At 69.5% G+C, this 16,511-nt stretch carries 13 protein-coding genes; 7 read left to right on the forward strand and 6 right to left on the reverse strand.

Translation table 11 applies throughout. From position 1 onward, the window contains the following. The first annotated feature begins 39 nt into the window (after positions 1–39). Positions 40–1,206 (forward strand): DivIVA domain-containing protein, encoded by a 1,167-nt coding sequence (locus ACGFNK_RS12060; RefSeq protein WP_393414723.1) that lies wholly within the window; start codon positions 40–42, stop codon positions 1,204–1,206. Between the two features lie 187 nt (positions 1,207–1,393). Here ACGFNK_RS12060 and ileS read toward each other — a convergent pair whose 3' ends face one another. Next, positions 1,394–4,558: an isoleucine--tRNA ligase gene (ileS, locus tag ACGFNK_RS12065; RefSeq protein WP_393414726.1), complete on the reverse strand. Its 3,165-nt coding sequence runs from the start codon at positions 4,556–4,558 to the stop codon at positions 1,394–1,396. 616 nt (positions 4,559–5,174) lie between these two features. On the opposite strand from ileS, the gene ACGFNK_RS12070 reads away from it, so the two are divergent. The 5 genes from ACGFNK_RS12070 to ACGFNK_RS12090 all read left to right on the forward strand — a co-directional run bounded on the left by ACGFNK_RS12070 (position 5,175) and on the right by ACGFNK_RS12090 (position 9,454). Further along, positions 5,175–6,398, forward strand: coding sequence for a TraR/DksA C4-type zinc finger protein (locus tag ACGFNK_RS12070; RefSeq protein ID WP_393414729.1), 1,224 nt, complete (start codon positions 5,175–5,177; stop codon positions 6,396–6,398). Positions 6,399–6,485: 87 nt separating this feature from the next. Further along, on the forward strand, positions 6,486–7,160 hold the full coding sequence (lspA, locus tag ACGFNK_RS12075; protein ID WP_393414732.1) for a signal peptidase II: 675 nt from the start codon (positions 6,486–6,488) through the stop codon (positions 7,158–7,160). A gap of 80 nt (positions 7,161–7,240) precedes the next feature. After that, positions 7,241–8,185: an RluA family pseudouridine synthase gene (locus tag ACGFNK_RS12080; protein WP_393414735.1), complete on the forward strand. Its 945-nt coding sequence runs from the start codon at positions 7,241–7,243 to the stop codon at positions 8,183–8,185. After that, a complete protein-coding gene (locus ACGFNK_RS12085; RefSeq protein ID WP_393414738.1) occupies positions 8,182–8,658 on the forward strand; it encodes a GNAT family N-acetyltransferase in 477 nt (158 codons plus the stop codon). The genes ACGFNK_RS12080 and ACGFNK_RS12085 overlap by 4 nt, the downstream gene beginning before the upstream one ends. A gap of 55 nt (positions 8,659–8,713) precedes the next feature. Further along, the gene (locus ACGFNK_RS12090) at positions 8,714–9,454 is read left to right on the forward strand and encodes an SDR family NAD(P)-dependent oxidoreductase (protein ID WP_393414741.1); all 741 of its coding nucleotides are present in this window, start codon (positions 8,714–8,716) and stop codon (positions 9,452–9,454) included. A gap of 306 nt (positions 9,455–9,760) precedes the next feature. Here the strand turns inward: ACGFNK_RS12090 and ACGFNK_RS12095 are convergent, their stop codons facing one another. After that, a complete protein-coding gene (locus tag ACGFNK_RS12095) occupies positions 9,761–10,876 on the reverse strand; it encodes a mechanosensitive ion channel family protein (RefSeq protein WP_393414744.1) in 1,116 nt (371 codons plus the stop codon). Positions 10,877–10,999: 123 nt separating this feature from the next. On the opposite strand from ACGFNK_RS12095, the gene ACGFNK_RS12100 reads away from it, so the two are divergent. Next, positions 11,000–11,569, forward strand: coding sequence for a dienelactone hydrolase family protein (locus tag ACGFNK_RS12100; protein WP_386345896.1), 570 nt, complete (start codon positions 11,000–11,002; stop codon positions 11,567–11,569). A gap of 16 nt (positions 11,570–11,585) precedes the next feature. Here the strand turns inward: ACGFNK_RS12100 and ACGFNK_RS12105 are convergent, their stop codons facing one another. The 4 genes from ACGFNK_RS12105 to ACGFNK_RS12120 all read right to left on the reverse strand — a co-directional run bounded on the left by ACGFNK_RS12105 (position 11,586) and on the right by ACGFNK_RS12120 (position 16,361). After that, complete coding sequence (locus ACGFNK_RS12105) at positions 11,586–13,268, reverse strand: alkaline phosphatase D family protein (protein WP_393414748.1); 1,683 nt, start codon at positions 13,266–13,268, stop codon at positions 11,586–11,588. A 105-nt stretch (positions 13,269–13,373) separates the two neighbouring features. Beyond that, positions 13,374–14,186 carry a thioredoxin domain-containing protein gene (locus ACGFNK_RS12110; protein WP_393414751.1) on the reverse strand — a complete coding sequence of 271 codons (813 nt, stop codon included), beginning with the start codon at positions 14,184–14,186 and terminating at the stop codon, positions 13,374–13,376. A gap of 56 nt (positions 14,187–14,242) precedes the next feature. Further along, complete coding sequence (locus tag ACGFNK_RS12115) at positions 14,243–14,932, reverse strand: hypothetical protein (protein ID WP_393414754.1); 690 nt, start codon at positions 14,930–14,932, stop codon at positions 14,243–14,245. Positions 14,933–15,008: 76 nt separating this feature from the next. After that, complete coding sequence (locus tag ACGFNK_RS12120) at positions 15,009–16,361, reverse strand: DUF2252 domain-containing protein (RefSeq protein ID WP_344392265.1); 1,353 nt, start codon at positions 16,359–16,361, stop codon at positions 15,009–15,011. Between the last annotated feature and the right edge of the window lie 150 nt (positions 16,362–16,511).

A 16,511-nucleotide genomic window follows, 5' to 3' on the forward strand; every position in this document is an offset into this window, starting at 1 on the left:
GAACGCCGACGATGCCGACGACTACGTTGAGGTGAAGAGATGCCGTTGACCCCCGAGGACGTGCGGAATAAGCAGTTCACGACCGTCCGCCTCCGAGAAGGCTATGACGAGGACGAGGTCGATGCCTTCCTCGACGAGGTCGAAGCCGAACTGACCCGCCTGCTCCGCGAGAACGAGGACCTGCGCGCCAAGCTGGCCGCCGCCACGCGTGCCGCCGCGCAGAACCAGCAGCAGGGCATGCGCAAGCCGCCCGAACCCCAGGATCAGGGGCAACAGCAGGGGCCGCCGCAGGGCATGCGCGGTCCGGGTGGTCCCGTACCCGCCGGCATATCGGGCCCGCCGCAGCAGCAGATGGGTGGCCCCATGGGGGGTCCGCCCGCGCTGCCGAGCGGTGCACCGCAGCTGCCCGCAGGCCCCAGCGGGCAGGGCGGTCCGCAGGGCCCCGGTCAGATGGGTCAGGGGCCTGGTCAGATGGGTCAGGGCCCCATGGGCCAGGGTCCCGGCCAGATGCAGGGGCAGCTGCCGCAGCAGATGGGCGGCCCGATGGGTGGTCCCATGGGTGGCCCGATGGGCGGTCCCCCGCAGCAGATGGGCGGCCACGGCCAGGGAGGTCCCGGTGGCGACAGCGCGGCCCGCGTGCTCTCGCTGGCTCAGCAGACCGCCGACCAGGCGATCGCCGAGGCGCGTTCCGAGGCCAACAAGATCGTCGGTGAGGCCCGCAGCCGTGCCGAGGGTCTGGAGCGGGACGCCCGTGCCAAGGCGGACGCCCTGGAGCGGGACGCGCAGGAGAAGCACCGCGTCGCGATGGGCTCCCTGGAGTCCGCTCGCGCCACGCTGGAGCGCAAGGTCGAGGACCTGCGCGGCTTCGAGCGCGAGTACCGTACGCGGCTGAAGTCCTACCTCGAGTCCCAGCTGCGTCAGCTGGAGACCCAGGCGGACGACTCGCTGGCTCCGCCGCGTCAGCCTGCGACCGCCTCGCTGCCGTCGTCGCCGTCCATGGCGCCGGCCGGTGCGAGCGCGCCGTCCTACGGCGGCAACCAGTCGATGGGTGGCCCGGCCCCCGCTGCTCCGTCCTATGGCGGCCAGCAGCAGATGTCGCCGGCCATGACCCAGCCGATGGCGCCGGTGCGGCCGCAGGGCCCGTCGCCGATGGGCCAGGCTCCCTCGCCGATGCGTGGGTTTCTGATTGACGAGGACGACAACTGACGGCCTCTAATACGCCTTAGGCGTCGGCAGCGTTCAGGGCGAGGCCCCCGGATTTCCGGGGGCCTCGCCCTTTTGTCGCGCTTTTGTGCTGACCTGGCGAGCGTCTGTACGTGGGTACGCAACGCCGAAGGCCCGGGCCCACCGAGGAAGTTCGGTGGGCCCGGGCCTCTGTGCGCGCCGTGCGTGCCTACGCCTTGCGGAGGCGGAACGTCAGCGACAGCGACTCGTCCGTGAACGGGGTGCCGTAGGTGTCGTCCGCCTCGCCGGAGCCGCTGTGCTCATTCGAGAAGGCCGTGGCGAGGACCTCGTCCGCGATGAGGCCGGAGTGCTCGGTGAGGGCCGCGGTGACCTTCGGGTCCGTGGAGGTCCAGCGCAGGGCGATGCGGTCGGCCACGTCGAGGCCGCTGTTCTTGCGGGCCTCCTGGATCAGGCGGATCGCGTCACGGGCCAGGCCCGCCTGGCGCAGTTCCTCGGTGATCTCCAGGTCCAGGGCGACCGTCGCGCCGGAGTCCGAGGCGACGGACCAGCCCTCGCGCGGGGTCTCCGTGATGATGACCTCGTCCGGGGCGAGCGTCACGGTCTCGCCGTCGACCTCCACCGAGGCCGTGCCCTCGCGCAGGGCCAGGGACAGCGCGGCCGCGTCCGCGTTGGCGACGGCCTTGGCCACGTCCTGGACGCGCTTGCCGAACCGCTTGCCCAGCGCTCGGAAGTTGGCCTTGGCGGTCGTGTCGACCAGCGAGCCGCCCACCTCGCTCAGCGACGCCAGCGAGGAGACGTTCAGCTCCTCCGTGATCTGCGCGTGCAGTTCGGGGTCGAGCGCTTCGAACCCGCTCGCCGCGACCAGCGCGCGCGACAGCGGCTGACGCGTCTTCACGCCCGACTCCGCGCGCGTGGCACGGCCCAGCTCCACAAGACGGCGTACGAGCACCATCTGCTTCGACAACTCCGGATCGATGACGGACAGATCCGCCTCCGGCCAGGACGACAGATGTACGGACTCGGGGGCGCCCGGCGCCACCGGCACCACCAGGTCCTGCCAGACCCGCTCGGTGATGAACGGAGTCAGCGGGGCCATCAGGCGCGTGACCGTCTCGACGACCTCGTGCAGGGTGCGCAGTGCCGCCTTGTCGCCCTGCCAGAAGCGGCGACGGGAGCGGCGTACGTACCAGTTGGACAGGTCGTCGACGAACGCCGACAGGAGCTTTCCGGCGCGCTGGGTGTCGTACGCCTCCAGGGACTGGGTCACCTGGTCGGTGAGTGCGTGGAGTTCGGAAAGGAGCCAGCGGTCCAAAACCGGGCGGTCGGCCGGAGCCGGGTCGGCCTCGCTGGGCGCCCAGTCGGACGTACGGGCGTACAGCGCCTGGAAGGCGACCGTGTTCCAGTACGTCAGGAGCGTCTTGCGGACGACCTCCTGGATCGTGCCGTGACCGACGCGGCGGGCCGCCCAGGGGGAGCCGCCGGCCGCCATGAACCAGCGGACCGCGTCCGCCCCGTGCTGGTCCATCAGCGGGATCGGCGGAAGCATGTTGCCCAGGTGCTTGGACATCTTGCGGCCGTCCTCGGCGAGGATGTGGCCCAGGCAGACCACGTTCTCGTAGCTGGACTTGTCGAAGACCAGCGTGCCGACGGCCATCAGCGTGTAGAACCAGCCGCGGGTCTGGTCGATGGCCTCGCAGATGAACTGCGCCGGGTAACGGGCCTCGAAGAGATCCTTGTTCTTGTACGGGTAGCCCCACTGCGCGAACGGCATCGAGCCCGAGTCGTACCAGGCGTCGATGACCTCCGGCACGCGTGTGGCCGGCTGTCCGCAGCCGCTCTGCGGGCAGGCGAAGGTGACCTCGTCGATGAACGGGCGGTGCGGGTCGAGGTTCGACTGGTCCGTACCGGTCAGCTCGGTCAGCTCGGCCCGGGAGCCCACGCAAGTGAGGTGGTCGTCCTCGCAGCGCCAGACGGGCAGCGGCGTGCCCCAGTAGCGGTTGCGGGACAGGGCCCAGTCGATGTTGTTGTTCAGCCAGTCGCCGTAGCGGCCGTGCTTGACCGTCTCAGGGAACCAGTTGGTCTTCTCGTTCTCCTGGAGGAGGCGGTCCTTGACGGCCGTGGTGCGGATGTACCAGGACGGCTGCGCGTAGTAGAGGAGCGCGGTGTGGCAGCGCCAGCAGTGCGGGTAGCTGTGCTCGTACGGGATGTGCCGGAAGAGCCGGCCGCGGGCCTCGAGGTCGGCGACGAGCTTTTCGTCCGCCTTCTTGAAGAAGACGCCGCCTACAAGGGGGACGTCCTCCTCGAACGTGCCGTCCGGACGGACCGGGTTCACTACCGGCAGCCCGTAGGCACGGCACACCTTGAGGTCGTCCTCACCGAAAGCGGGGGACTGGTGGACCAGACCCGTACCGTCCTCGGTGGTGACGTATTCGGCGTTCACCACGAAGTGGGCCTGTTCCCCTGCGGGGAACTCAACGAGCTCGAACGGACGTTGATAGGTCCAGCGCTCCATCTCGGCGCCGGTGAACGTCTGGCCGGTTGGCTCCCAGCCCTCGCCGAGGGCCTTCTCCACGAGGGGCTGCGCGACGACGAGGTTCTCTGTGCCGTTCGTCGCAACCACGTAGGTCACCTCGGGGTGCGCGGCGACGGCCGTGTTGGAGACCAGCGTCCAGGGCGTCGTCGTCCAGACCAGGAGCGCGGCCTCGCCCGCGAGGGGACCGGAGGTGAGCGGGAAACGTACGAACACCGAGGGATCGACGACCGTCTCGTAGCCCTGCGCCAGCTCGTGGTCCGACAGGCCCGTGCCGCAGCGCGGACACCAGGGAGCCACGCGGTGGTCCTGGACCAGCAGGCCCTTGTTGAAGATCTCCTTGAGCGACCACCAGACCGACTCGACATACTCCGGGTCCATCGTGCGGTACGGGTCGCTGAGGTCGGTCCAGTACCCCATGCGGGTCGTGAGCTCTTCGAAGGCGTCGGTGTGGCGGGTCACGGACTCCCGGCACTTGGCGTTGAACTCGGCGATGCCGTACGCCTCGATGTCCTTCTTGCCGTTGAAGCCGAGCTCCTTCTCCACCGCCAGCTCCACCGGCAGGCCGTGGCAGTCCCAGCCGGCCTTGCGGCCCACGTGGTAGCCGCGCATGGTGCGGAAGCGGGGGAAGACGTCCTTGAAGACGCGGGCTTCGATGTGGTGGGTGCCCGGCATGCCGTTGGCCGTGGGGGGGCCCTCGTAGAACACCCACTCAGGGCGGCCCTCGGACTGCTCCAGGCTCTTGGCGAAGATCTTCTGCTCACGCCAGAAGTCGAGCACTGCGTGCTCAAGGGCGGGCAGGTCGACCTGGGCGGGCACCTGGCGGTACTGCGTCGGTTTCATCGGCGAGCTTCCTCCGGCGGACTTTCTGCCTTCCGTCGGAGGGACGAGAGTCGTGTTGCCACCTACGCCGTGTGCGGCGCGCTCCCGCGGTACCACCCTCCTTGGCTCTCCGGTGCTCTGTGTGCTCCGGCGAGCCCCCTCATTGGGGTCGCGATGCCGGGTCTACTCGCCGCTGATGGGGCGCTGCGGCTTTCTTCCGGCGGCTCCGGGGTGATCTTCACGTCGCGCTCGCCCCCGGGCTCGCACCGTCTCCGGGTCGCTCATGGCTGCGTACGTCGCTACTCGTCCCCATCCACGCTTTTCGCTCCGCCCAGTGTACGGCGCCGGACAGACAGCGGCCGACCGGTTTTCTGGGACCCGTGGGCAGGGGCTCACAGGGCGTGAGGGGAGGCGCACGGACTGACCCGAATGGCCAGGGTCCGGGGTTCGGGTCCTGGTACGGCCGACTCGGCGGATTACCTGGCGGGGAGCTGGGCACAACGCTTGCAGGCTCGCCACGTGGCACCTGAGAGGCGGGTGAATCGGGCAGCGTGCCCCGTTGCCGCGGGTCAGAAGTCGATTTATCGTCCCAGCACGATTCGCGAACAAGATCACAATATGTGAAGGGGCCGCAGCCATGGTGGCGAAGAAGACGGCCGTACCGCAGTCGGCGTCCAGGAGAACCACGGGGGCGGCAGGCGGTGCCGGAGCGGCGGCCAAGGATGTGAACGGCAAGAAGAGCACGCGGGGTGCCGCGAAGACGGCTCGTTCGGGAGCCGGCGCTTCGAAGAGGGCGGCTTCGAAGGCGGCGGCTGCAGGGGCGGCCGCCGCTCCCGACCCTGCCGGGGCGAAAGCGGGCGCTTCGAAGAGGGCGACTGCCAGGGAGAGCGCTACGGGGACGGCTCGTACGAAGAAGTCCGCTACGAAAACGGGCGCTACGAAAACGGGCGCTACGGGCGCTACGAAAACGGGCGCTACGAAGACGGCCGCTACCGAAGAGGCCGCTGGGCAGACGGCGGCTACGAAGTCGGCCGGTGAGAAAGCGGCCACCAAGGAGGCGGCATCGGAGGTGGCCACCAAGAAGGGGGCCACCAAGAAGGCCGTCGCCGGAGAGGCAGTCACCAAGAAGGCAGCGGCAGAGGAGGGCGCCCCCAAGGGGGCATCGGACAAGAAGGCTGCAGTCAAGAAGACCGCGCTGAAGAAGACCACCGGAGTGGCCACCGAGGCCGCGGCCGGGAAGACCGGCGGCAAGGAGGGCACCGACAAGGGTGCCGCCGTTAAGAAGCGCAGCGTCACGCGCACACGTACGGCCAAGAAGACGGTCGCCTCCGCGGCCGAGGGTGCGGCCGAGGCCGCGAAGACGACGGGAGCCACGACGGTGGTTGCTAAGAAGACTCCTGGTACGGCCACGGCGGCGGGCAAGGCCACCGCGGTTCCCAAGGCGCGGCTCGCCGCTGCGGAGCCCGGCGAACTCGCCGTACGCCCCGGTGAGGACCCCTGGACCTCGGAAGAGGTCGCTGAGGCACGTGCGGAGCTGCTCGCGGAGGTGGTGCGACTGGGCGCCGAGATCACGAACTCCGAGGAGTCCCTGGCGGGCCTGATGCGCGACTCCGGCGATGGCGCCGGCGACGATCAGGCGGACACCGGCACCAAGAACATCACGCGTGAGCACGAGATGGCGCTCGCGGCCAACGCCCGGGAGATGCTGGAGCAGAGCGAGCGCGCCCTGGAGCGCCTGGACGCGGGCACGTACGGCCTCTGCGAGAACTGCGGCAATCCCATCGGCAAGGCACGTATGCAGGCCTTCCCGCGCGCCACCCTGTGCGTCGAGTGCAAGCAGAAGACGGAACGCCGCTACTGAGAGCCCGGTGCGCCCAAGGAGCTCCTGGGGGCGGGTGGCCGTGACGTACTCTCGTCCTCAGTCAGGCACCTAGGTTGAGGGACACACGTGGCAGAGGCGGAGCGCATCATCGGTACGCCGGATATCCCGGAGGCGGCTGGGGCCGAGCCGGAGCACACCGACAAGAGCGCGGCGTCGGGCGAGCGGTCCGACTCCCCGGGAGCGCGAGAGCCGGCCGAGCCGTCCGGATCCGGCTCCGGTTCCGAGGAGAAGGCGCGGCAGGCCGAGCGGCCCAGGGGCAAGCGCCGGATCGCCGTGCTGTTCACGGTTGCCGCCCTGGCGTACGCCCTGGACCTGGTCAGCAAGATCATTGTGGTCGCGAAGCTGGAGCACCATGAGCCGATCGAGATCATCGGGGACTGGCTGAGGTTCGAGGCGATCCGCAACGCGGGCGCGGCCTTCGGCTTCGGCGAGGCCTTCACCGTGATCTTCACGGTGATCGCGACGGCCGTGATCGTGGTGATCGCCCGCCTCGCGCGCAAGCTCTACAGCCTGCCCTGGGCGATCGCGCTCGGCCTGCTCCTCGGCGGCGCGCTGGGCAACCTCACCGACCGGATCTTCCGTTCGCCGGGCGTCTTCGAGGGCGCGGTCGTCGACTTCATCGCCCCCAAGGGCTTCGCGGTCTTCAACCTCGCGGACTCGGCGATCGTCTGCGGCGGCATCCTGATCGTGCTGCTGTCGTTCCGCGGCCTTGACCCGGACGGCACTGTCCACAAGAACTGAGCCCGCAGGATTGAGCGCGCCCCCGTGGCCCGTGCTCACTCGCCGACGGCGCTGTCGGTCACGTCCGGCATACTCGTCGGGTGAGCACAGTTCCCGAGATCCGTACCCTGCCCGTGCCCGACGGCCTGGAGGGCGAGCGCGTCGACGCCGCCATTTCACGCATGTTCGGCTTCTCCCGTACCAAGGCGGCGGAACTGGCCGCGGCAGGCAAGGTGCTGGTCGACGGCACGGTGGTCGGCAAGTCCGAGCGGGTGCAGGGCGGTGCGTGGCTGGAGGTCGAGATGCCGCAGGCGCCCGCGCCCGTGCAGATCGTCGCCGAGCCCGTCGAGGGCATGGAGATCGTGCACGACGACGCGGACGTGGTGGTGATCGTCAAGCCCGTCGGGGTCGCCGCGCACCCCAGCCCCGGCTGGTCGGGCCCCACGGTGATCGGCGGGCTCGCGGCTGCCGGGTACCGCATCTCGACCTCGGGCGCCGCCGAGCGCCAGGGCATCGTGCACCGCCTGGACGTGGGCACATCGGGGCTGATGGTGGTGGCCAAGTCGGAGTACGCGTACACGTCGCTCAAGCGCCAGTTCAAGGAGCGCACGGTCGACAAGCGCTACCACGCGCTGGTGCAGGGGCACCCGGATCCGACCAGCGGCACGATTGACGCTCCCATCGGCCGGCATCCGACCCACGACTACAAGTGGGCGGTCACGGCCGAGGGCAAGCCCTCCGTGACGCATTACGACCTGGTCGAGGCGTTCCGCGCGGCTTCGTTGCTCGACATCAAGCTGGAGACCGGGCGCACGCATCAGATCCGCGTCCACATGGCGGCCCACCGGCATCCGTGCGTGGGCGACCTGACGTACGGCGCGGACCCGACCCTCGCCAAGCGGCTCGGGCTGACCCGGCAGTGGCTGCACGCCGTGCGGCTCGGCTTCGAGCACCCCGGGGACGGGCAGTGGGCCGAGTTCGCCTGCGACTACCCCGCGGACCTGCAGCAGGCGCTGGACCAGGTGCGGGAGGAGACTTACGCATGAGCGCGTCGTACGCGGTGAGGGTGGCCGAGGACCCCGCCGACCGCGAGGCCTGCTTTGCGGTGCGCAAGGAGGTCTTCGTCAGCGAGCAGCAGGTCCCCGAGGACCTGGAGTACGACGCGTACGACGCCGACGCTGTGCATGTCCTCGCCGTCCGCGAGGACGGGGTGCCGATCGGGGCGGGGCGTCTGCTCTGCGGCGCGGCGGCGGTTGCCAAGACCGGGGGTGACCCGGGTGTCGGGTCCCTGGGGCGGCTCGCCGTACTGAAGTCCGCACGCGGGCTCGGTGTTGGCATCGCGCTCGTTCAGGGCATCGAGGACGCGGCACGCGCGCGTGGGCTGACGGCGGTCGATCTGCACGCGCAGACGCATGCGCTGGGGTTCTATGAGCGGCTGGGGTATGTGGCGTATGGACCGGAGTATCTCGAAGCGGGGATTCCTCATCAGGCGATGAGGCGCTCTCTTCAGCCTCTTTAGCCGGCCTGCGTAGCGTCGCCTGCCGCTGTGGCCGAGGCTTCGTAGGATCGATCTCATGGCGCGCAACGTGGTGATCAGTGGTGGCGGCACGGGGATCGGACTCGCGGCGGCTCGGGCCTTCGCAGCGGACGGGGATCAGGTACTGCTGCTCGGGCGCCGGGCTGAGGTGCTTGAGAAGGCCGAGGTGCCGGGGGCGCTCACGTACGCCGCCGATCTGAGTGAGGTCGAAGGGGTGCGTGGGGTCGAGCGGTTCGTGGCTGCCGAACTGGGCACCGTCGACGTACTCGTCCACAGCGCGGGTGGCGCCGGGTATCTGGAGCCGAAGGCCGGCAGCGATGATCCGTTGGTGATCGCCGCGCACAACTGGACGCTCAACTTCCGGCTCAACACGTTGACCGCGGCGCTGCTCACCGAGGCGCTGCGGGACCGGCTTGCGTCGCCCGGTGGGCGGCTGCTGTTTCTCAGCTCGATCGCTGCTTACCGGGGGTCCGGGAGCGGGCCGTATGCCGCGTCCAAGGCCGCTCTGCACCCGTACGCCTTTGATCTGGCACGGCAGTTGGGGTCGCGAGGCGTCACCGTGAACGTGGTGGCGCCCGGCTATGTCGAGGACACCGGGTTCTTCGGGGAGGCCATGGATGACGCGCGGCGCGAGCGGTTGATCGCGGAGACTTCGACCGGGCGCGCCGGGACGCCTGGTGACGTCGCCGCCACGCTCCATTGGCTGGCCTCAGCGGCTGCCGGCCATATCACTGCTCAGGTCATCCAGGTCAACGGTGGCGCGGAACGTAGCCACTGAGGCTTTGCGGGTGGGTTCGGGTGCGGGTGCGGGTGCGGGTGCGGGTGCGGGTGCGTTGTGGTTGCTCGCGCCCCGCGGCGGAGCCGCTGATGTCACAGCCCCGCGCCCCTGGGTGGTCTGTGGGTCGGGGCCGTGGGCCGGTGCGTCAGCCCGTCGCAGGGTGGGCATACGGCCCTCCGGCTCACACAAGGCGCAGTGACCTGAGACAGAACCTACGCGACGGGCATACGACGCACCGGCCCACGTCCCCTCCCGCCGGTGGGCAAGTGCGGGCACGTTGTGGGTGCGGCTCTTGAGCACCCCTCGCTATGGGGCGCGGTCTGTTCGTGGTGGGGCGTGGATGCGGCCTCGGTTTGTGCGCGGGGCCGAACCGTCCGGTTGGGAGCCTGGGGGCAGGATTGCGTCGGCTGTGTTGACTCGGGGGAGTGCGTAGGGGTGGTGTTCGGTCAGCCAGCGGAGGAGGTGTTCGCGGACCGTTACGCGAACTGTCCACAGGTCGTCGGGGTCCTTGGCGGTTACCAGGGCGCGCAGCTCCATGGTGGTGGGGGTCGAGTCGGTGACGGTCAGGTCGTAGTGGCGGCCGTCCCAGGCCGGGCACTCGCGCAGGATGTCGCGGAGCCGTTCGCGCATCCCCTCCAGGGGCGCGCTGTGGTCGACGTGCAGGAAGACCGTGCCGGTCATCTGGACGCCGCCGCGGGACCAGTTCTCGAAGGGCTTGGACGTGAAGTACGAGACCGGCATGGTGATCCGGCGCTCGTCCCAGGTGCGTACGGTCAGGAACGTCAGCGTGATCTCGTCGACCGTGCCCCATTCACCGTCCACCACCACAACGTCGCCGAGCCGCACCATGTCGCCGAAGGCGATCTGCAGCCCCGCGAAGAGATTGCTGAGCGTGGACTGCGCGGCGACACCGGCGACGATGCCGAGGATGCCCGCCGAAGCAAGCAGCGAGGCTCCGGCCGCCCGCATCGCGGGGAAGGTGAACAGCATCGCGGCGATCGCCACTACGCCGACGATCGCCGTGACCACGCGCATGATCAGTGACACCTGGGTCCGCACACGGCGGAGCCGGGCCGGATCGCGGTGGGCGGACGCGTAACGGGCGTACGACGTCTCGACGATCGCCGCCGCGATCCGCACCATCAGCCAGGCGGTGAACCCGATGAGTACCAGTGTCAGGGTCTGGCCGACCACGGAGGAGTGGGACGGGAAGATCCGCGCCTGGTCGTACGAGCCTCTCAGGAAGGCCGTGAGCAGCACGACCTGGAAGGGGATGCGGGCGCGGCGCAGCAGGCCCCACAGCGGGGTCTCGCTGTGCCGTTCGTCGATGCGTCGCATCATCTGGTCCACGGCCCAGCCGATCACCAGGGTGAGGACGACGGAGCCGCCGACAACGATCAGCGGGCGCAGTACGTTCTCCATGCCCTCGACGGTAACCGGCTCCGGCCCGCCATGGACATGCAGGCCCCGTCCCAGTCCCCGTTTCAGTCCCAGTCCCAGTCCCGGTCCGGCGCCGTTGTCGGTGGCGGCTGGCACGATGGGCTCATGGACATCATGCTCTTCCACTCGACCTACGGGCTGCGGCCCGCGGTGCGCGACGCGGCGGACCGGTTGCGCGCGGCGGGCCACGAGGTGTGGACGCCCGACCTCTTCGAGGGACGGACCTTCGAGACCGTCGAGGAGGGCATGGCCTTCAAGGACGAGATAGGCAAGGACGAGCTGCTCAAGCGCGCGGTCCTGGCCGCCGCGCCCTACTCGGAGCGAGGTCTCGTCTACGCCGGGTTCTCCTTCGGCGCCGCGACCGCCCAGACTCTGGCACTCGGCGACGAGAAGGCGCGTGGGCTCCTGCTGCTGCACGGCACCTCGGACATTGCGGAGAACGCGTCGGTGGACGAGCTGCCGGTCCAGTTGCATGTCGCGGAGCCGGACCCCTTCGAGCCCGACGACTGGCTGACCGCCTGGTACCTCCGGATGGGCAGGGCGGGCGCCGAGGTGGAGGTCTACAGATACGCGGGGGCCGGTCACCTCTACACGGATCCCGGCTTGCCGGACTACGACAAGGAGGCGGCCGAGGCCACCTGGCGGGTGGCGCTCGGCTTCCTCGACAGCCTCTGAGCGAGAGGAGAAGGGATCAGTTCACGGGCGCGTACACCCGCTCGACCTTCTGGGTGCCGTTGCGCGTTCGGTACGAACGGGCCCAGGACGCTGTTGCGTTGGTGCTTGTGCGGTCGGAGAGGACGTAGTAATCCATCTGCGCGCGCTCGGCGGTGAGGTCCAGTACGCCGTAGCCGTGCCGGTCGGTGTCGACCCAGTGGACATGCCGGTTGGCGGCGCGGATCACCGGTGCGGCCACCGCCGAGACGGTGCCTTCGGGGACGTTGACCAGGTCGTCCAGGTTGTCGGAGGTGACGGAGGTGACGACGAACTCGGTGGCGGCGGAGGGGGACAGGGGGTACGTACCGGCATTGAGCGGAACGTCGTTGGCCCAGGCCATATGGATGTCGCCGGTGAGGAAGACGGTGTTGCGGATGGCGTTGTTCCGAAGATGCGCGAGCAGTTCGCGGCGATCGTCGGTGTAGCCGTCCCACTGGTCGGTGTTGAGGGCGAGGCCCTCCTGCGGCAGGCCCAGCAGCTTGGCGAGCGGTTTCAGGATCTCGCCGGAGAGCGAGCCGATGGCGAACGGCGAGATCATCACCGAGTTGCCGACCAGCCGCCAGGTCGTGTCGGACGCCGCCAACCCCGCCTTCAGCCAGTCGAGTTGGGCCCTGCCCGTGAGCGTACGGTTCGGATCGTCGACGCCGCCGTTGCCGACCGCCACCTGCTGCGAACGGAAGGACCGCAGGTCGAGCAGCGAAAGATCGGCCAGCTTGCCGAAGCGCAGCCGGCGATAGGTCGTGCCCTCGATCGCAGGGCGGACCGGCATCCACTCGAAGTAGGCCTGCTTGGCGGCCGCTTGGCGGGCCGAATAGGTGCCCTCCGCGCCCTCGGTGTGGTTCTCGGCGCCGCCCGACCACGCGTCGTTGGCGATTTCGTGGTCGTCCCAGATGGCGATGACGGGGGCTGCCTGATGCAGGGACTGAAGGTCGGGGTCGGACTTGTAACGGCCGTGCCGTGTGCGGTAGTCGGCGAGCGTGAGGATCTCGTGGGCGGGAGCGTGCGGGCGTACGACGGTGCCACGCGTCCCGTACTCACCCGTGCCGTACTCGTAGATGTAGTCGCCCAGATGCAGCCAGGCGTCCAGGTCGCCGCGTGCGGCCAGGTGCCGGTACGCCGAGAAGTGGCCGGCCTCCCAGTTGGCGCAGGACACCACGCCGAAGCGCATGCCGGGCACGGCCGCGTCGGTGGCCGGGGCGGTGCTGGTGCGGGCGGCCGGGGAGTCGGTGCCGCCGCTGGAGAAGCGGAACCAGTAGGCGGTGGCGGGCTTCAGACCGCGTATGTCCGCCTTGACGGTGTGGTCGGAGGCGGCGGACGCGGTGGTGGAGCCCTTGGCGACGACGTTCATGAACGCCTTGTCCAGGGCGACGGTCCAGCTCACCTCGATGTCCGGGCCGAGCCCGGAGCCGGGCACGGCCTCCGGCGTGGGCGTCACCCGGGTCCACAGCAGGATGCCGTCGGGCAGCGGGTCACCTGAGGCGACACCGTGCAGGAACGCGGGGGCCTCGGCGGCGGCCCGGGCGGGTATCGCGGCGGCGAGAGGGCCCGCGAGCGCGGCGGTCGCGGCTGCCGCCTTGACGACCGTACGGCGGCGCGGGGCGGGCGAGTTGGGGGATTTGAGGGAATTGGGGCTGGTGTGGGATCTGATGCGACTGGTCACAGGCGCTCAGATTACTGATCAGTACATGGCGAGAGCGGGCGAACTCGGAAAGTTCGCCCGCTCTTTGACGCGGGTTCGCTCAGGACCTGAGCGCTTTCTGTCGGCTCAGGCTGCCAGTGCCTTGTTGATGGCCGCCTGGAAGTCGGCGACGGTCATCGGCGTGTTCTTGCCGTCGGAGCCGGTGAGCTTCTTGCCGTCCATCTCCAGCGTCGGCGTGCCTGTGACACCGCTGTCGTCGAACTTCTTCGACATGAGCAGCGCCCACTTGTCGTAGGTGCCGTTCTCCACCGCCGTCTGGAACTTCTTGTTGCCCTTCAGCGCGTCGACGGTGTCGGCCGCCTCGATCAGGTACGAGTCGTCCTTGAACTTGTCCTGGCTCTCCTCGGGGTGGTACTTCGCCGAGTAGAGAGCGGCCTTGTACTCCAGGAAGGCGTCCGTGCTCACGTTCAGGGCGGCGCCCATCGCGCTGAGCGCGTTCTTGGAGCCTTCGCCCCGGGTGCTGTCGTCGATGAACGTGGCGCCGATGAACTGGACCTTGTACGTCCCGTCCTCGATGCCCTTGTCGACCGTCGAGCCGACCGCCTGCTCGAACTGGGCACAGACCGGGCAGCGCGGGTCCTCGTACATCTCCAGGGTCTTCTTGGCGCTGCTCTTGCCGATGACGACGGTCGTGCCGTTCTCGCCGGTCGTGTGGGCCGGCTTGACGAGCTTGTCGTCCTGCGCGGCCTCCCAGTAGCCGGGCTTGTTGCCCTGGACGACGGCGTAACTGATGCCGCCGGCTGCCGCGAGGACACCGACGACGGAGCAGGCGACGATGATCTGCCGCTTGGCCTTGTCCCGCTTGGCCTGGCGCTCGCGCTCGGCGCGCAGTCGCTCACGGGCCGCCATCTTGGCCGACTGGCTGTTCCTCTTGCTCATGATTGTTTTCTCCGTGTGAAGGCATGGGGAAGTGGACTGTTGTGCTCAGCCGTTGTTCACGCCGTTGAGGCGGGAACAAGCGAGCACGGCGGTCCACGCCGTCCCAGGGAGTGCACGAAGAAGTGGCTGCGAGGCGCGCTCGTACGACGCGCGGGGCGCGGCATCCGGTGTACCGGCGCCGGCCGCACGGTCACTGTGGCGACGGCGACCAGCAGCGGCCGGAAGGTGGACGCGACGGCCGCGCACAGGACTTGGGCCAGGGCCCGCTCGCCGCGCCGCAGCCAGACGGCCGCGAGGAGGCCGACGCAGAGGTGTGCGGCGAGCAGCAGCCAGGCGGCGGCCGGATCGGCGTTGGCGAAGAATGCGGCGGCACTGTCGCCGTCATTAGTCACCCGTGCCAGCGGAGTGCCGACATCGCCGGCGCACAGGAAGTCGAGGCCGACCGACCGCAGTGGGCCTGCCACCGGGCCGCCCGCCTTGCCGTAACAGGCGTGCTGGCCCGCTGTGAACAACGTGTCGGCGGCCAGCTCCAGCGGGATCAGCAGGGCGGCGATCCGCCCGAAGCCGCGCTCGTGGCCTGCCATCGCGTACGTGATGACGAAGACGGCGGCGGTGAGCGCGGCCACGGTGGCCAGCGGCAGCGGGGCCCGGGACAGCAGCACGTGCGACGCGACGGACAGTGTCACGACGAGCGCCGTGAACAGTGCCGCGCGTACGGCTCTCAGCTGGGTCCCGGACATGTCCATAGCAGTGGAGAGTGTGTCACGTACTCCTGTAAGGGAGCGCTAAAAGCTCCCTGTGCGTGAGGGCGCGGTGACCGGTCTACAGCCCCGGAATCCGTCCGTTGCGGAACAGGTCCACGAAGATCTGGTGGTCGGCGCGTGCCCGTGCGCCGTACGCGTGGGCGAAGTCCACCAGGAGGTCGCCGAAGCCGGACTCGTCCGCCGCGATCGCCGCGTCGATGGCCCGCTCCGTGGAGAACGGCACCAGCTCGGAGTGGCCGCTCTCGTCGTCCGCCGCCGCGTGCATGGTGGCCGTGGCACGCCCCAGGTCGGCGACGACCGCCGCAATCTCCTCCGGGTCGTCGATGTCGCCCCAGTCCAGGTCCACCGCGTACGGCGAGACCTCGGCGACGAGCTGGCCCGCGCCGTCCAGCTCGGTCCAGCCGAGCCACGGGTCGGCGTGCGCCTGGAGGGCGCGCTGTGAGATCACCGTGCGGTGGCCCTCATGCTGGAAGTACTCGCGGATGGCCGGGTCCGTGATGTGCCGGGAGACGGCCGGGGTCTGGGCCTGCTTGATGTAGATCACCACATCGTTCTCCAGGGCGTCGGTGGCGCCCTCCAGAAGGATGTTGTACGAGGGGAGACCGGCCGAACCGATGCCGATGCCGCGGCGGCCCACGACGTCCTTCACGCGGTACGAGTCCGGGCGGGCCAGGGATGCCTCCGGCAGCGTCTCCAGATAACCGTCGAAGGCCGCGAGCACCTTGTAGCGCGTGGCCGCGTCCAGCTCGATGGAGCCGCCGCCCGGCGCGAAGCGGCGCTCGAAGTCGCGGATCTCCGTCATCGACTCGAGCAGCCCGAAGCGGGTCAGCGAGCGGGCGTCACGCAGCGCGTCCAGGAGCGGGCCCTGGGCGGTGTCCAGCGTGAAGGGAGGCACCTCGTCGCTCTTGGCGCCTGTCGCGAGCGCGTGGATCCGGTCGCGGTACGAGGCCGCGTAGATCCGCACCAGCTCGGTGATCTGCTCGTCGCTGAGCGCCTTCGCGTACCCGATCAGCGCCACGGAGGCCGCGAGGCGCTTGAGGTCCCAGGTGAAGGGGCCGACGTACGCCTCGTCGAAGTCGTTGACGTTGAAGATCAGGCGGCCCTGGGAATCCATGTACGAACCGAAGTTCTCGGCGTGCAGGTCGCCGTGGATCCACACGCGCGAGGTGCGCTCGTCGAGGTACGGCCCACTGAGAATCCTCCCAGCACCCCGCCCGGCGTTCTCCTGCTCCAGGTCGTGGTAGAAGAGGCACGCCGTGCCGCGGTAGAAGGCGAACGCCGAGGCCGCCATTTTGCGGAACTTCACGCGGAATGCGGCCGGGTCGGCGGCCAGCAACTCGCCGAAGGCGGTGTCGAAGACGGCGAGGATCTGTTCGCCGCGTTGCTCGGCGCTGAGCTGCGGATCCGACATCGCGGGGTGCCTCCAGGTGCAGGGTGATGCATGACAAGTGGGACGGAAATCGCCCGTCCTCTTCCAACGGACGAAGGTACGCGGGAGTGCCCGTTCTCCGCATGTGAACGTACGCGGGGCATCCCGCCCGTCGCCCGACCACCACCCCTC

The sequence above is a fragment of the Streptomyces sp. NPDC048825 genome (assembly GCF_043198355.1).
Taxonomy (GTDB): domain Bacteria; phylum Actinomycetota; class Actinomycetes; order Streptomycetales; family Streptomycetaceae; genus Streptomyces; species Streptomyces xiangluensis.

Coding starts and splice junctions, on each gene's coding strand:
- ACGFNK_RS12085 (WP_393414738.1), top strand. CDS start 8,182: ATGAGCGCGTCGTACGCGGTGAGGGTGGCCGAGGACCCCGCCGACCGC.
- ileS (WP_393414726.1), bottom strand. CDS start 4,558: ATGAAACCGACGCAGTACCGCCAGGTGCCCGCCCAGGTCGACCTGCCC.
- ACGFNK_RS12060 (WP_393414723.1), top strand. CDS start 40: ATGCCGTTGACCCCCGAGGACGTGCGGAATAAGCAGTTCACGACCGTC.
- ACGFNK_RS12090 (WP_393414741.1), top strand. CDS start 8,714: ATGGCGCGCAACGTGGTGATCAGTGGTGGCGGCACGGGGATCGGACTC.
- ACGFNK_RS12110 (WP_393414751.1), bottom strand. CDS start 14,186: ATGAGCAAGAGGAACAGCCAGTCGGCCAAGATGGCGGCCCGTGAGCGA.
- ACGFNK_RS12070 (WP_393414729.1), top strand. CDS start 5,175: ATGGTGGCGAAGAAGACGGCCGTACCGCAGTCGGCGTCCAGGAGAACC.
- ACGFNK_RS12120 (WP_344392265.1), bottom strand. CDS start 16,361: ATGTCGGATCCGCAGCTCAGCGCCGAGCAACGCGGCGAACAGATCCTC.
- ACGFNK_RS12115 (WP_393414754.1), bottom strand. CDS start 14,932: ATGGACATGTCCGGGACCCAGCTGAGAGCCGTACGCGCGGCACTGTTC.
- ACGFNK_RS12095 (WP_393414744.1), bottom strand. CDS start 10,876: ATGGAGAACGTACTGCGCCCGCTGATCGTTGTCGGCGGCTCCGTCGTC.
- ACGFNK_RS12100 (WP_386345896.1), top strand. CDS start 11,000: ATGGACATCATGCTCTTCCACTCGACCTACGGGCTGCGGCCCGCGGTG.